General features: G+C 63.3%; 17 protein-coding genes. 12 read left to right on the top strand and 5 right to left on the bottom strand.

What is annotated here, in order from left to right; genetic code table 11:
- Nucleotides 1-22: 22 nt before the first annotated feature.
- Entirely contained in the window at nt 23-406 is a 384-nt protein-coding gene (locus BB28_RS15365; RefSeq protein ID WP_052740250.1) for a VOC family protein, read from the top strand.
- Here the strand turns inward: BB28_RS15365 and ald are convergent.
- Entirely contained in the window at nt 403-1,518 is a 1,116-nt protein-coding gene (gene ald / locus BB28_RS15360) for an alanine dehydrogenase (protein ID WP_046254119.1), read from the bottom strand. The two genes, BB28_RS15365 and ald, sit on opposite strands and share 4 nt — an antisense overlap.
- A gap of 97 nt (nt 1,519-1,615) precedes the next feature.
- Between ald and aldR the strand changes: the two genes are divergently transcribed.
- Nucleotides 1,616-2,131: an HTH-type transcriptional regulator AldR gene (gene aldR / locus BB28_RS15355; protein WP_046254118.1), complete on the top strand. Its 516-nt coding sequence runs from the start codon at nt 1,616-1,618 to the stop codon at nt 2,129-2,131.
- Between the two features lie 10 nt (nt 2,132-2,141).
- Here the strand turns inward: aldR and BB28_RS15350 are convergent, their stop codons facing one another.
- Nucleotides 2,142-4,391 carry a SulP family inorganic anion transporter gene (locus tag BB28_RS15350; RefSeq protein ID WP_046254117.1) on the bottom strand — a complete coding sequence of 750 codons (2,250 nt, stop codon included), beginning with the start codon at nt 4,389-4,391 and terminating at the stop codon, nt 2,142-2,144.
- Between the two features lie 122 nt (nt 4,392-4,513).
- Nucleotides 4,514-4,789, bottom strand: coding sequence for a hypothetical protein (locus BB28_RS25580; protein WP_044104072.1), 276 nt, complete (start codon nt 4,787-4,789; stop codon nt 4,514-4,516).
- Nucleotides 4,790-5,265: 476 nt separating this feature from the next.
- Between BB28_RS25580 and dapB the strand changes: the two genes are divergently transcribed.
- The 9 genes from dapB (at nt 5,266) to BB28_RS15300 (ending at nt 12,088) form a co-directional block, all read left to right on the top strand.
- A complete protein-coding gene (dapB, locus tag BB28_RS15340; RefSeq protein ID WP_162269720.1) occupies nt 5,266-5,994 on the top strand; it encodes a 4-hydroxy-tetrahydrodipicolinate reductase in 729 nt (242 codons plus the stop codon).
- Nucleotides 5,994-6,455 carry a hypothetical protein gene (locus BB28_RS15335; RefSeq protein ID WP_046254116.1) on the top strand — a complete coding sequence of 154 codons (462 nt, stop codon included), beginning with the start codon at nt 5,994-5,996 and terminating at the stop codon, nt 6,453-6,455. Before dapB ends, BB28_RS15335 begins: the two co-directional genes overlap by 1 nt.
- Nucleotides 6,452-6,904: a flavodoxin family protein gene (locus BB28_RS15330; protein WP_046254115.1), complete on the top strand. Its 453-nt coding sequence runs from the start codon at nt 6,452-6,454 to the stop codon at nt 6,902-6,904. Before BB28_RS15335 ends, BB28_RS15330 begins: the two co-directional genes overlap by 4 nt.
- Before the next feature lie 10 nt (nt 6,905-6,914).
- Nucleotides 6,915-7,385 (top strand): hypothetical protein, encoded by a 471-nt coding sequence (locus BB28_RS15325; RefSeq protein ID WP_046254114.1) that lies wholly within the window; start codon nt 6,915-6,917, stop codon nt 7,383-7,385.
- 159 nt (nt 7,386-7,544) lie between these two features.
- A complete protein-coding gene (locus tag BB28_RS15320) occupies nt 7,545-8,840 on the top strand; it encodes a phthiocerol/phthiodiolone dimycocerosyl transferase family protein (protein ID WP_418038012.1) in 1,296 nt (431 codons plus the stop codon).
- A gap of 65 nt (nt 8,841-8,905) precedes the next feature.
- Nucleotides 8,906-9,706 carry a thymidylate synthase gene (locus tag BB28_RS15315; RefSeq protein WP_030093885.1) on the top strand — a complete coding sequence of 267 codons (801 nt, stop codon included), beginning with the start codon at nt 8,906-8,908 and terminating at the stop codon, nt 9,704-9,706.
- Nucleotides 9,703-10,194 carry a dihydrofolate reductase gene (locus BB28_RS15310; RefSeq protein WP_046254113.1) on the top strand — a complete coding sequence of 164 codons (492 nt, stop codon included), beginning with the start codon at nt 9,703-9,705 and terminating at the stop codon, nt 10,192-10,194. Before BB28_RS15315 ends, BB28_RS15310 begins: the two co-directional genes overlap by 4 nt.
- A 29-nt stretch (nt 10,195-10,223) precedes the next feature.
- Nucleotides 10,224-10,868 (top strand): DsbA family protein, encoded by a 645-nt coding sequence (locus BB28_RS15305; RefSeq protein WP_046255875.1) that lies wholly within the window; start codon nt 10,224-10,226, stop codon nt 10,866-10,868.
- The gene (locus tag BB28_RS15300) at nt 10,865-12,088 is read left to right on the top strand and encodes a winged helix-turn-helix domain-containing protein (protein ID WP_109550700.1); all 1,224 of its coding nucleotides are present in this window, start codon (nt 10,865-10,867) and stop codon (nt 12,086-12,088) included. The genes BB28_RS15305 and BB28_RS15300 overlap by 4 nt, the downstream gene beginning before the upstream one ends.
- On the opposite strand, the gene BB28_RS15295 is transcribed toward BB28_RS15300, so the two are convergent.
- Nucleotides 12,051-12,593, bottom strand: a complete 543-nt coding sequence (locus tag BB28_RS15295) for a YceI family protein (protein WP_046254112.1) — start codon at nt 12,591-12,593, stop codon at nt 12,051-12,053. The genes BB28_RS15300 and BB28_RS15295 overlap by 38 nt on opposite strands.
- Before the next feature lie 23 nt (nt 12,594-12,616).
- Nucleotides 12,617-13,309 carry a DUF6891 domain-containing protein gene (locus tag BB28_RS15290; RefSeq protein ID WP_052740248.1) on the bottom strand — a complete coding sequence of 231 codons (693 nt, stop codon included), beginning with the start codon at nt 13,307-13,309 and terminating at the stop codon, nt 12,617-12,619.
- A 100-nt stretch (nt 13,310-13,409) separates the two neighbouring features.
- Between BB28_RS15290 and thyX the strand changes: the two genes are divergently transcribed.
- Entirely contained in the window at nt 13,410-14,162 is a 753-nt protein-coding gene (thyX, locus tag BB28_RS15285; RefSeq protein WP_030093879.1) for an FAD-dependent thymidylate synthase, read from the top strand.
- Nucleotides 14,163-14,166 lie beyond the last annotated feature (4 nt).

Raw genomic sequence — 14,166 nt, 5'->3', positions numbered from 1 at the left:
GGCTCTGAAGGACCAGATGCACATGAAGTCCTTTATTCCGGTCTTGTTCGTCCGCGACGTCTCCGCGAGCGCGGAGTACTTGAGAACGACACTCGGATTCGCAGTCGACTTTCTCCACGGCACACCGCCGTTCTACGGCGCTGTGTCGCGAGACCAGGTGTGCCTGCACCTACGCTTTGTTCGCCGACCGAACTTCGCCGACCTTGCGGCCTCGGAAAACTCCTTGATCCTGGGTGGGATCGAAGTGCCAGACGTCTGGCCGCTGTTCGACGAATTCAGTGACCGTGGCGCGCTGATCGCCCAGGCCCCGACCAAACAACCCTGGGGTGGAACGGATTTCCATGTCCGTGACCTGGACGGCAACGTGATCTCGTTTGTCAGCTACGAACAGGGCGAGCTGCGCTAGACGAGAACCTTTGCGGGATCGGTGAAGAGCAGCCCGAGATCCTCGGCGACGTGCGCATTCAGCAGGGCACCCTCGTGCGTCGAGAGCCCCTTGGCCAGTGCGGCATCCTGTCGGCAGGCCTGCTGCCAGCCCTTGTCCGCGAGCGCCAAGACGTACGGCATGGTGGCGTTGGTCAAGGCGAAGGTGGATGTGCGGGGCACGGCGCCGGGCATGTTCGCCACGCAGTAGAACACGCTGTCATGCACCGAATAGGTCGGCTCGTCGTGTGTGGTGGGCCGGGAGTCCGCGAAGCAACCGCCCTGGTCGATGGCGATGTCCACGAGCACCGAGCCCGGCTTCATCTGAGCGACAAGCGAATTCGATACGAGCTTAGGTGCCTTGGCGCCAGGAATGAGCACCGCGCCGATCACCAGGTCGGCCCGCTTGACGGCCCCCTCCAGGTCCATGGTGGACGAGTAGCGGGTGCGGATCGTGCCGCCGAATTCGGCATCCAGTTCGCGCAGCTTGTTGAGGTTCACATCGAAAACCGTGACATGAGCACCCATTCCGGCGGCGATCCGCGCGGCGTTGTATCCGGCGACACCACCACCGATGACGACCACGTCGGCGGGGCCGACGCCCGGAACGCCCCCCATCACCACACCGCGGCCGCCCACCGGGGTCATCAGATGGTAGGCCCCGACCTGCGCGGAGAGCCGCCCCGCCACCTCACTCATCGGGGCCAGCAGGGGGAGTGCACCGTCGGCGGTTTGCACGGTCTCGTAAGCGATCGATGTGGTTTCCGACTTCAGCAGCGCCTCGGTGCAGGGCAGGGATGCGGCCAGGTGCAGGTAGGTGAAGAGAGTCTGTCCCCGACGCATCAGGGAGTACTCGGGCTCGATCGGTTCCTTGACCTTGAGGAGCAGATCGGCTTCGGCCCAGACCTGTTCAGCACCGTTGATGACCTGCGCGCCAGCGGCTTTGAAATCTACATCGGATATCGAAGAGCCTTCACCCGCGCCGGCCTGGATGATCACCTCGTGGCCACGGCGGGTCAGCTCGGCCACACCGGCCGGGGTAGTAGCTACGCGGAACTCGTTGTTCTTGATTTCGGTAGGGATGCCTACACGCATGATGCTCTCCTGTTTCGGAACTAAGTCTCGTGTTCAAGTGTGAAGAAGCGTCGGTAAAGGCGCAATAATTATGTGGAAGATTCGGTACATTCCATAAATGACCGCGAAATCACCGGAATCTCGGTACGACATGCCAACCGCGCCGAATGATGTTCGGCGCGTGGATCTTGATGACGTCGACCGCCGCATTCTGAGGGAACTGCATGACGATGCACGTATACCCAACAGTGCGCTTGCCGAGGCCGTGGGGATCGCGGCATCGACGTGTCACGGGCGGGTGCGGCGCCTGCAAGAAACCGGGGTGATCCGTGGATTCTTCACCGATGTCGACCCGGCCGCCGTCGGACGGCCTCTGCAAGCCATGATTTCGGTGAGTCTGCAGGCCAACGCGCGCGGAAAGATCCGTACTTTCATCCGGGACATACGTCAGCTGCCACAGGTCATCGACGTGTACTTCCTGGCGGGTGCCGACGACTACATCCTGCACGTGGCGGCCCGCGACACCGAGGACCTCAGGTCCTTCGTGGTTGAGAAACTCAACGCACAGCCCGATGTCGCGGGCACGCAGACGTCATTGATCTTCGAGCACCTACGTGGGGGAGCCCCTTTGTAGGCGTCGCCGCTCAGCTGGTTGCCGGCGCCGGGTCCTCGACGATGTCGTTCGTGTTGCCGTCCTGGCCCACGATCCCGTTCTCATCCACCTCGTAGACGTGCGCTTCGGCGATGTTGAAGAACGTGCCGACCACGCGAACCCGCCCGGACACCACGGCCCCGGCCAGAATCGGGTGGTGGATAAGACGTTCCACCTGGATCGCCACATTCACGACACCGAGCTGGTCGACTTCGTTGAACCCGTGTGCCTCTGCGCTGGTGCGTGCAGGGTGGTGTTCCTGGAAGGCGATGAGGCTGTCGCGGGCATAGTCGAGCCAGCGTCCCACCGGAGTGGTCGGTGCTTCGGTCGACTCGGACAGCAGTGCCTTCATCGCGCCGCATGAGGAATGCCCGCACACCACAACCGAACTCACGTTCAGCTGGTTGATGGCGAAGTCCAGGGATGCGTCCACCGAGCCATCGGCTGGATCGGTGGGCACCACATTTCCGACATTGCGGATCGTGAACAGGTCGCCCGGTCCACTGGCCGTGATGACATTGGGCAGGATGCGCGAATCGCCACAGGTGAGGAAGAGTGCATCGGGATCCTGGTAGTCGGCCAGTTCGGACACATGCGGTCGCAGCGCACCCGAGCCGCGGCTGTTGTACTCGTTGATGCCATCGATGATCGATGCGCCCACGCCGTTGTCGTCGCTGCGTCGCCACGACCGCCACGGAACCAGACCGACAGCGCGCGAAACGAAATGCCGCTGTGGCCGGGTGGTGTGGGCGTGGTGCAGCTTGGCGTGTGAGGACTCGACGATCATCACGGTGCCGCCGGCAGCCTCATGAGCACGCTTCCAGTCGGAGATGGCCTCCGAGATGGCGTGGTCGACGTAGTCGGCGTTGATGGCCAGCGTGACATGCGCGCCGGGGGGAACCGTGCTGAGGGTCTTGGTCAGCCGGGGCAGCGACAGGAAGCTCAGGGTGCCGTCGAGCTCGACATGCCACTGCCGCGATCCCTCGGTGCCGAACGGGCGGGCGTCCATGTGTGCCCGCATGACCCGGCCCACCAAGATGCCGATGGCCACCACGAGTCCGATGCCCACGCCTTCGAGCAGGTTGAGGAACACCACGGACACGATGGTCACCGCGTAGACCGCCAGATCGCCTGTGCGCCAAGCCAGCTTCATGTGGGCCAACTTGACCAACTGGACGCCGATGATGATCAGCAGACCGGCCAGGGCGGCCTTGGGAATGAGCTGCACCACGCTGCTGAACAGCGAGGCGAACAACAACACCCACACACCGTGCAGGATCGATGAGGCACGAGTCTTGGCGCCCGCGGCCACGTTGGTCGAGCTGCGCACGATCACGCCGGTGATAGGCAAGCCGCCCAGGAAGCCCGAGGCCACGTTGGCGCTGCCCTGACCGATCATCTCGCGATCGAAGTTGGTGCGCGGACCGGTATGCAGTTTATCGACGGCGACCGCGGACAACAGCGACTCGACACTCGCGATCAAGGCGATGGTCAGCACGCCCAAAAGCACTCCGGCCCAGTCTCCGTCGGCCGGACCGATCAGGGTCGGGAAACTGATCGCGTCAAAGAAGTCGCCCGACAGGGAGATCCGCTCGGCCGGGGAGTTGGTCAGGACCGCGAAGGCGGTCGCGACCACGATTGCCACCAGGGCGCCGGGGATCATGCGAATCTTGGGCGGCAGCTTTGGCCAGAGCAGCAAGATCGCAATGACCATGACGCCGATGATCACATCGGGCAGATGGTGATTCAGGATCCCCTGGGGCAGCGCCTTCAGGTTCTGCCACGCGGAGCTTCGCGATGAGCCGCCCATGAGAACGTGGACCTGTTGCAAAGCGATGGTCACACCGATGCCGGCGAGCATGGCGTGCACCACGACCGGCGCGATGGCCAGTGCGGCGCGGGCGATCCGGCTCAGGCCGAACAGGATCTGCAGCAAGCCCGCACCAATGGTGATCAGGCAGGTCATCTGCCAGCCGAACTTGTTGATGATCTCGGCCACCACCACGGTCAGGCCGGCGGCCGGACCGCTGACCTGCAGTGGTGATCCGCCAATGGCACCGGCGACAATGCCACCGACCACAGCAGCGATCAGACCCGCCATCAGCGGGGCGCCGGAGGCGATCGCGATACCCAGAGAAAGTGGCAGCGCGACGAGGAAAACGACGAGGGAGGCGGGGAGGTCGTGCCGCAGATTCTGCAGTAACGACGGCTTCGAAGCCTGCTCGGTGACGGAAGTCGTCATGACAGTAAGCCCTATCGGGAAGAGGGGTCGCTGCAGCTGCGACTAGATGCGCGTGCGCGACAGAGTGGATAGATGGGTGGGTGAGACGCGTATGGCGGCTTCTTTGCCGTCACGGCGACTGCTCAGCGTCGATCTATTCCAATGGTGATAAGGCGTTGTCGTCCCAAATTGTCGGGTGCTCGTGAGAAAACGAACCCCCGCGACACCAAGAGCGCCAAGAGAGTGGCGCCCAACAGTGCTGTCATCACGAACGCGGCCGGAACGGGTATCGAGCCAGGTTGCTGGCGGATCCGTGTAGCGGTCGCGCTGACAGGACTCTTGACGTGCTCGTGGACTTCCTCGGGCAGCAGGTTCGATGCTGGCGAAGTTCCGATGATGGCTGCTCGCCATCCGAACATCTGCCCATGTGTGGCAGGGCCAAGGAAGCACAGGGCCGCAAGAAGAGCGATCGCGACGCCCCCTGCGCGCATGTATCGCTTGCGGCCCGACATGGGCTTCAGAGTACCAGTGTGGGCCTCAAACTGGAGGTATCGCAGCTAGAGATATGTTTCTGAGAGGAACCTGAGAGCGTTGCGTGACCCCGGCAAATGGTTGCCAGAGTCGTGACTACCGTCACAGTTGGTTGCTCGACTGGGCAAAATTACACTCGATTGCCCGATCGAAAAAAGCCTCAACCAGGAGTTGACATCATCGCCTGGCAAATCGATCGACCGATAGACGTAGCGTAGCTCGGGTAGACGCCCGGTGTCGTCCTGGTGAACTTTCCTTGGTGCGGCAACATCGCCATTGACCGGGCGGATGACTGTGTCGCTCTTAGTCGGGCGTCATCTGTGCCCTCTCGGCACCGGGGATTAGGGTGACCGGCGTGACTAATATCGCGACCGGAGTGCTCGGAGCGCAGGGCAAGGTTGGCCAGGCCATGTGTCAGGCCGTTGAGGCCGCCGGGGATCTTGACCTGGTGGCCGCCGTCGACAAAGACGACCCGCTGGAGGCGCTTACCGCGGCCCGCGTCGTCATCGACTTCACCCATCCCGATGTCGTCATGGACAATCTGAAGTTCTTGATAAGCAACGGTATTCACGCCGTTGTCGGTACTACGGGTTTCACCGACGAACGCTTGGATCAGGTGCGGGCCTGGCTGGCCGATAGCCCGGGCACGGCGGTGCTTATCGCTCCGAACTTCGCGATCGGCGCCGTTCTGTCGATGAAGTTCGCGCAGCAGGCTGCCCGATTCTTCGAGTCGGTCGAGGTCATCGAGCTGCACCACCCCAACAAGGCAGACGCCCCCTCCGGGACAGCGATGCGAACGGCACGTTTGATCGCCGAGGCGCGCAAGGGATTGCCGCCGAGCCCCGATGCCACCAGCACGGGGATCGAGGGGGCGCGTGGCGCCGATGTCGACGGGGTGCGGGTCCACGCGGTGCGAGTCGCCGGACTCGTCGCCCATCAGGAAGTGTTGTTCGGAACCACCGGCGAGACATTGACCATCCGCCACGACAGCATCGACCGGTCGTCGTTCGCGCCGGGCGTGCTGCTGGCCGTGCGCAATGTCGCCGCGCGGCCTGGCCTCACGATCGGCATCGAGCCCCTGCTGGAGCTGTAGTGTCCGCCGCAGCCCGGGTCAAGATCCTCATCGCGTTCATGTGCGCGGCGATGGTCGGGTACTTCCTGATCCTGGGCCGTATGGGCGTCACATTGATCGGCACCGGGAAACCGGCGGCGATCGGCCTGGGTCTTGCCGTGCTGATCCTTCCGTTCATCGGACTATGGGCGATGGTCGCCACTCTGCGCGCGGGCTTCGCACATCAACGGCTCGCGAGTCTGGCCTCCGAGTTGGGGCGCGATCTCGACGTGAGTGCTCTGCGCAGGACGCCGTCGGGACGTGTCAATCGTGAGGACGCCGACGCTCTCTTCGCGACGGTCAAAGCAGAGGTTGAGGCCGAACCCGACGACTGGGTGGGGTGGTATCGGCTGGCTCGCGCATATGACTATGCGGGGGATCGGGGTCGCGCCCGCGAGACGATGCGCACCGCCGTGCAGATGCAGCAGGACGCGGCCGGATGAGTCGTCTGCTGATCGTTCACCACACGCCGTCGCCGGCCACGCGAGAACTGCTGGAAGCGGTGTTGGCGGGCGTGAAGGACCCTGAGATCTCCGGAGTTGAGGTCGTGATCAGGCCCGCTCTTGCCGCCACGATTACCGACATGCTGGATGCTGACGGCTACCTGTTTGGCACCACCGCGAATTTCGGATACATGTCCGGCGCCCTCAAGCATTTCTTCGACACCGTCTACTACCCGAGTCTGGATCATGTCGCCACACGTCCCTACGGACTATGGGTGCACGGCAACAACGACACAATCGGCGCGGTGTCCGCGGTGGACAGGATCGCGACCGGGCTCGCACTGGAGAAAGCAGCCGACGCGCTCGAGGTGGTCGGGCCGATCGACGCATCCGTGCGCGAGCAGGCCTATAACCTTGGCGGCACGCTCGCCGCGATCTTGATGCAATGAGGAGACTGGTATGCCCGGACTTGCCGAACTTGCCCTGGGGGCAGCACCCATTGCCGGTGGCGCACTGCTCGGGGCAGTCGCGGGCAATCTGAAACCGCCGGACATCCGGGGTTTGATCGCCAAGGATCTCGACCTGCTCGACCGCATCCCCGAGGAACAGACAGAACGACGCGCGGCGTTCCAGCGCATGATCGATCAGCGGATCGATGATCTCGTTGTCAGTAGTGATCGCGGCCGATCGCTGCGCGAGGCCGCGCTGTCGTACGGCGGTGGCTGGCGTGACGTTCTCGTGTTCGTCGGCGCTGTTCTGTTCACCGTGATCTGGTGGAACGTCGAGCACACCCGGAGCAACTGGCTGGTCATGTTCCTGGTCATGCTGGCGCTGACGCTGGTGGCCGGTTTCTACGCGCTGCGCTCGATATTGCGTTCGCTGCATGGACTGGGCGGCAGGTTGAGCCACCGGTCCCGGGGTTCGTCATAACGGACTCTGATAATTCAGTGGCAAATTCGAATCTGTCATATTCGACATAGTCTGTTATATCGGATTTCAGAGATTACGCGAAGTTAATCGAATGGAATCTCTGGTGGCGCCAGGCATCCACGCACTGGACATAGATTGTGGCTTATCTATTCAGTCCACATGAAATCGGAAACAACTTTGAACGCCACGATACCCGCGACCGATACTGTCGATATTCACCGGATGCTCTCGGTGGCAGAATCGGAATTGAACCATCTGCGCAAGTACACAACCATTTGGTATGTGGCCTGGTTGCGGGGCGATCTGGATATATCCGCACTGCGTGCGGCGGCGACGGCTTTGCAGCACAAGCATCCGTTCCTCGCGGCCCGAGTCGACCCGGTCGGCCGACGTTTTCGGGTAACCACCGAGCCTGTGGGTGACGCTGTGGTGGCCCTGCGGACTGAGCCGCTGGCCGATGTCGCGACACTTCCGGTGTTGTCGCTCGACGACGGAACCTTCGCGATCCTGGTCCATCCCAGGGAAGCAGGTCACGCCGTCGCGGTGGGAGTAGATCATTCGATCGCCGATGCGCGCCTGAGCTATGTCTACTTCTACGAACTGTGGGAGCTCTATACCCAGATCGTGACGGCCGGGGAGATTCCACATCCACAGCGCCAGCCGATTCCTGTGGCGCCGGAGTACGCAATGGAGAGCCGGGGGCTTGTGCGCACCACTCTCCCGGACAAGCATTGGTTCGGCGCTACGTCCTGGGGTGGCCGACAGCAGGAATCCACCGCCGTCTCAGCCCCCGTGCTGGGGTGGAAGCAGCGCTTCGATCCGGAGATCTCCGCCGCATTGCGGACCGCGGCGCGGCAACGTCAGACCACCGTGAACACACTCATCACGGGTGTGATCGCGCTCGCGGAACGCGCGTTGATCTCCGTGGACGCCGACGAGCCGGTGAACCTCGGCTTCGAATCGCTCGTGGACTATCGCCGCCATCTGACGCCACCCGCCGAACTCGGCGAGATCGCCAACGGAATCATGATCGCGCGCAGTCAGGTAATGGTCCGCAGGAATGACGACCCCGTGCAGATCGGCGCTGAGGTGGCGCGTCAAATTCATGAGGACATCGACACGGGTTTTCTTGTGCAAAGCGTCCATCACATCGCCGATGGCGTTTTGACGGGCGGTTATGGACCATTCATCCGTATTACCAACCCCGGTGTACTGCCCATCCCGCCCTTGCCGCAGGACGTGATCCTGGAAGACTTTGACGCCCAGCTGACCACGCCACCGGCCACCATCGCGGGCGGAGTGCCCGCGCCGCAGGCGTCCCGTTACGAGGTCTACTCGATCGGCGATGAGTTCACCATCGTGTGTAAATTTCCCGCCGCGTCGCTTACCGACGACCAGGCGGCCGCGCTGCGCACAGATATCGTCGCGCGGGTCCACGGGCTCGCGATCCGATAAAGGGCGCTGCGCTCTCTGTGCGTCGGAGGCCGGGGATCGTCATGGCCGCAACGTAAGCTAGCTGCGTGCCGGTTCCCACTCCTTACGAGGATCTGTTGCGTCTCGTGCTCGACCAGGGCACGCCGAAGTCGGATCGCACCGGCACCGGTACCCGCAGCGTCTTCGGCCACCAGCTGCGCTACCGACTGGACGAGGGCTTCCCCCTGATCACCACCAAGCGAGTCCACCTGAAGTCGGTGATCTACGAGCTGCTGTGGTTCCTGCGCGGCGAATCCAATGTCCGTTGGCTCCAAGAGCGCGGGGTCACCATCTGGGATGAGTGGGCATCGGAGACGGGGGAGCTGGGTCCGGTGTACGGGGTGCAGTGGCGATCGTGGCCCACCCCCTCGGGCGAGCACATCGACCAGATCAGTGCCGCGCTCGACCTGCTGCGCACCGATCCCGATTCGCGCCGCAACATCGTCTCGGCCTGGAACGTGGGCGAGATCCCGCAGATGGCGTTGCCGCCGTGTCACGCGTTCTTTCAGTTCTATGTCGCGGACGGCAAGCTGAGCTGTCAGCTGTATCAGCGCAGTGCCGATTTGTTTCTCGGCGTTCCGTTCAACATCGCCAGCTATGCGCTGCTCACCCACATGATGGCGGCGCAGGCAGGGCTCGGCGTGGGCGACTTCGTATGGACCGGCGGCGACTGCCATATCTACGACAACCACATCGAGCAGGTCACCGAACAGCTCAGTCGCGATCCCTATCCGTATCCCCGGCTTGTTCTGGCGCAGCGTGATTCGATATTCGATTACGAGTACGAAGATGTCACGGTCGAGAACTATCAGCACCACCCGGCCATCAAGGCGCCTGTCGCGGTATGACGGGGACCATCGGGCTGATCTGGGCACAATCCCGTGACGGCGTCATCGGTGCGGATGGCGCCATACCGTGGCGGCTACCGGAAGATCAAGCGCGCTTCAAGCGAATCACTATGGGACACACGGTGATCATGGGCCGCAAGACCTGGGAATCACTGCCCTCCAGTGTCCGGCCGTTGCCGGGACGGCCCAATATTGTGTTGACCCGCGATGCGTTGTTCGAACCGGACGGAGCGTTGGCTGTCGGCTGTGCGGACGCTGCGCTGGCTGCCTCCGATGAGGCGCCGTGGGTCATTGGAGGCGGCGAGATCTACCGGCTTTTCCTGCCGTTGGCGCAGCGATGCGAGGTGACGGTGGTGGACGCCGATGTGCCGGGCGATGCCCTCGCACCGGAGCTCGACGAGAGCTGGTTGCTGGAGGGAAATGATTGGCAGACAAGTGAATCCGGGTTGCGATACCAGTTCCTGAGTTACCGGAAGGTCGACGTGTGAGGCATGCGCTCCTCCGAGTGGTCATTGTGATGACCGCCGCGGTGCTGGCGCTTACCGGCTGCACACGCGTCGTTGACGGAACCGGGTCGGCCCCCGCCGCCGCCGCGGGCTGGGGCAGTAGCCAAGGTGCCGGTGTGACGGTGGGCGGTGCGGGGGATGTCGCAGCGGGGATTACGGTGTTCGTCGACTTCCAATGCCCGTTTTGTCAGCGATTCGAAGCCGACTACGGCGAGGAGATCACGAAATACGTCACCGAGGGGCGCCTGCAGGTGACCTATAGACCGGTGAGCTTTCTGGACCCGATCTCGGCCAGCGGTGACTACTCATCGCGGGCGTCGGCCGCGTTGTTCCTGATCGACAGGGCGGGTGCGGCCGATGCCGTGATTCTGGGCTTCATTGGGGAGATGTTCCGGAGGCAACCGGTCGAAGGCGTGGGGAACCTCACCAATCTGCAGATCAGCGAGATCGCTGCCGGTGCCGGAGTGACGGGCGATGTCCTGCACGAGATTTCGTCACTTCAGGTCACCGATACCGATCGGCAGCGGACGGCGGGCAATGAGCAGCAGCTGACCGACCACGGTCTGGGCGGTGTCCCTGGTGTCATCGACAGTTCAGGGGAGATGGTCGACCCTTCCGACGCCGATTGGTTGGCCCGCCTCGTGGGAGCCCGGTGAGCCGGTCAGGGTTGAGCATCGTGCAGGCGCGTCGCATCGCGATTGCGGCGCAGGGCTTCACCGACGTGCCAGCGACCCCGGTCACCCGTGCTCACTTGCGTAAGCTCATCTCCAGAATTCAGGTACTACAACTGGATTCGGTATCCGTGGCAGTGCGTGCCCACTATGCCCCGGTGTTCAGCAGGCTCGGGCCCTACGACCGCTCACTTCTTGATGACGCTGCCTGGAGCCACAGCGCGCGTACGCCTCGGCTGCTCATTGAGTATTGGGCGCATGAGGCGGCGCTGATGTCCATTCAGGACTGGCCGTTGATGCGTTGGCGCATGCGCGAGTACCGGCATGGGCGATGGGCGCGAAAGTTCGTCGAGGAGAACCCGGGCCTTGTTGATGAGGTGCTGGCCGCGGTGGCCGAACTCGGGCCGTGTACCGCCGGGCAGATCGAGGCATACCTGGAGCGGGAAGCGCCGAGCCGCAAGGGCCCATGGTGGGATCGCAGTGAGACTAAGTGGATCGCGGAAGCCTTATTCTCTTCGGGCGAGCTGACCACCGACAAGCGCGTCGGGTTCTCGCGGCATTATCAGCTGGCGCACAAGGTGATTCCTGCTGACATCTACCAACGCGAAATCTCCGATGAGGAGGCCGTGCTGGAACTCGCACGCCGCGCGGTGCGTGCGCTGGGCGTGGGAACCGAGGCCGATATCCGTGACTACTTCCGGCTCTCGGCGGGGCAGATCAAACCGGCACTGACCGCGCTCGTCGAGGCGGGGGAAGTCGAGAGGGTGGCCGTCGACGGCTGGAGCGCACCAGCGTATCTGGCTGCCGGGCAGACGATTCCACGTGCCGACCGAGGTACGGCGTTGCTGTGCCCGTTCGACCCGCTGATCTTCTTCCGTCCCAGGGTCGAGCGACTCTTCGACTTTCACTATCGCATCGAGATCTACACGCCGGCACCCAAGCGGCAGTACGGCTACTACGTCTGGCCGTTTCTGCTCGACGGGCATTTGGTCGGCAGGGTCGATCTGAAGGCTGACCGTGCGGCCGGGACGCTCAATGTCATCGGCGCGTTCGCCGAGCAGGGACAGGACCCGGCGCGCATCGCCGGGCCGCTTGCCGAGCAGCTGATCGGTATGGCGTCATGGTTGGGTCTGGGTTCCGTCGCGGTCGGCAGGCGCGGCGACTTGGTCAGGGCGCTGGGCGGCGCGCTTCGAACGACACGGTGATCAGGTCGGCGACCTTCAGCGATCCCATCGCCATCGAGAACGGTTTCACCTGGTACGCCCGCTGCGATATCTCCGTAGTGAGGCGCAGCAGCTGGTCGTCGCCGTCATCGGTGACCGCGAGGTCCAGGTCGACACTCTGTGTGACCCCATGGATCGTCAGCGGACCATGCATGCCGTAGTTCGCGGCTGTTCTGGTGATCGTCTCCGCGCGAAACTCGATGAGGGGAAAACGTTTGGCGTTCAGAGTCTTCAGCGCATTGGATCGCACGATGATCTTCTCGGGTGCCGACAGTGGTGTCAGTCCGCCTTCGCCGCTCTCGACCTGCAACGAGTCCACCTCGACGATGACACTGGCCGATGACGGCCGTTCATCGGGTCCCTCGACTGAGACGGTCCACGTCCCCATGGCGAGCGTCAATCGGTGCCCCATCCGTGCTGCGGGTCCGGTGACGCCGGTGTGCAGGATGAGGGTGCCGTTCTCGGGTCCAAGCGTCCAGGAGCTCACGGGGCCGATCGTAGGGGTGTCATCTATCGCGCTGGCTGGGAGCCGGTCGGCAACGGTTTGCGCCACTGATCGGCGTGCACCTCGATCCTTGTCTTTCCCGAGCCGGACCACGATGTGTTCAGGCCGAAATGCTGCGCCAACTGTACAATTCGCCGGCCGACGAAAGTATCGGTGCGTGCGTGTACCTCGGCCTGCGCGTCCGGGTCGTTCCGGTGATACGCCTCCAGTAGCGCTGCCGGTAACTCGGGGTGAGCACGAAACGCGCTGAACCCCAGATAAAGAGTCGGATCGTCAGAGGCAAGGCGCAGCGCATCTTGTTCGTGGAAATACGTGTACGCCCACTGGTGGTAGTGATACCAATCGGGTGAGTTGGGATTGACGGTGCGCTCGAAGTCGATCTCAGAGGTGGCGCAGGTTGTGCAGCAGGCGAAGCACATACGCGCGAGGATGCCCTCGGATTCCAGCTGAGTGAAGGTGTACTGAAGTCGGCCATAGTCGCCGGTATCGGCCCATGCCGCCTGTTCGGCCAGCCGTTCGTTCCACATCTCGTGGACCAGTGCGGCGGCCTCCTCGGGGTCGATCTGTCCGGAATCGTCCACCCATTCGGCGACGGATTCTTCGACCTCGTCCCGCGACCAGAACCCGGCTACGAGGTACGGGCGGATGAACGCCTGCAGCTCAGCCCGATCGCCAGTTTGCCATTCAAGGATGCGCACATGTCAAAGCTAGCGGTGTGAGTTGCGGAATGCATGCTGAGATGGCGGCGGGAGCGTTCTTGGTGACTGACCGGCCGCGACCGCCGATAGGGTGTTGCGCGTGGCTGAGATCGTGCCGCTGCGCGTGCAGCTGATAGCTAAGACCGACTTCATCGCACCGGAAGACATCGACTGGAGCACCGACGCCGATGGCGGCCCGGCACTCGTCGAATTCGCCGGCCGGGCCTGTTACCAGAGCTGGTCCAAGCCCAACCCGCGCACCGCCACCAATGAGAGCTACCTGCGTCACGTCATCGAAGTGGGGCACCTGTCGCTGTTGGAGCACGCGACGGTCACCTTTTACATCACCGGTATCTCCCGGTCCTGTACGCACGAACTGATCCGGCACCGGCACTTCTCGTACTCACAGCTTTCCCAGCGGTTCGTGCCCGAAGCGGACTCCAATGTGGTGCTGCCGCCCGCGGTCGCGGACGACCCGGAGCTGGTCGAGCTGGTTCGCAAGGCCACCGATGCGAGCCGTGCTGCCTATGTCGAACTGCTGGACAAGCTGGAATCCAAGCTTGCCGACGTTCCCAATGCCGTGCTGCGGCGTAAGCAGGCACGACAGGCGGCCCGGTCTGTGCTGCCCAACGCCACCGAAACCCGCATCGTCGTCACCGGTAACTACCGGGCGTGGCGACACTTCATCGCGATGCGCGCCAGCGAGCATGCCGACGTGGAGATTCGTCGGCTCGCAATCGCTTGTCTGCGCCAACTCACCGACCTGGCGCCGTCGATCTTTGGTGACTTCGACATCGCGACCCTGGCCGACGGTACGGAGGTCGCGATCTCTCCGCTGGTCTACGAGGGATAGAACC

It is taken from the genome of Mycobacteroides chelonae CCUG 47445 (assembly GCF_001632805.1).
Classification (GTDB): Bacteria; Actinomycetota; Actinomycetes; order Mycobacteriales; family Mycobacteriaceae; genus Mycobacterium; species Mycobacterium chelonae.
The sequence above is the reverse complement of the archived record's forward strand: the minus strand, read 5'-3'. Positions and strand labels throughout refer to the sequence as shown.

Bases quoted from the DNA above. Each gene is read 5' to 3' on its own strand.
- BB28_RS15365 (WP_052740250.1), top strand. From the start codon at position 23: ATGAAGTCCTTTATTCCGGTCTTGTTCGTCCGCGACGTCTCCGCGAGC.
- ald (WP_046254119.1), bottom strand. From the start codon at position 1,518: ATGCGTGTAGGCATCCCTACCGAAATCAAGAACAACGAGTTCCGCGTA.
- aldR (WP_046254118.1), top strand. From the start codon at position 1,616: ATGACCGCGAAATCACCGGAATCTCGGTACGACATGCCAACCGCGCCG.
- BB28_RS15350 (WP_046254117.1), bottom strand. From the start codon at position 4,391: ATGACGACTTCCGTCACCGAGCAGGCTTCGAAGCCGTCGTTACTGCAG.
- BB28_RS25580 (WP_044104072.1), bottom strand. From the start codon at position 4,789: ATGTTCGGATGGCGAGCAGCCATCATCGGAACTTCGCCAGCATCGAAC.
- BB28_RS15330 (WP_046254115.1), top strand. From the start codon at position 6,452: ATGAGTCGTCTGCTGATCGTTCACCACACGCCGTCGCCGGCCACGCGA.
- BB28_RS15325 (WP_046254114.1), top strand. From the start codon at position 6,915: ATGCCCGGACTTGCCGAACTTGCCCTGGGGGCAGCACCCATTGCCGGT.
- BB28_RS15320 (WP_418038012.1), top strand. From the start codon at position 7,545: ATGAAATCGGAAACAACTTTGAACGCCACGATACCCGCGACCGATACT.
- BB28_RS15310 (WP_046254113.1), top strand. From the start codon at position 9,703: ATGACGGGGACCATCGGGCTGATCTGGGCACAATCCCGTGACGGCGTC.
- BB28_RS15305 (WP_046255875.1), top strand. From the start codon at position 10,224: ATGACCGCCGCGGTGCTGGCGCTTACCGGCTGCACACGCGTCGTTGAC.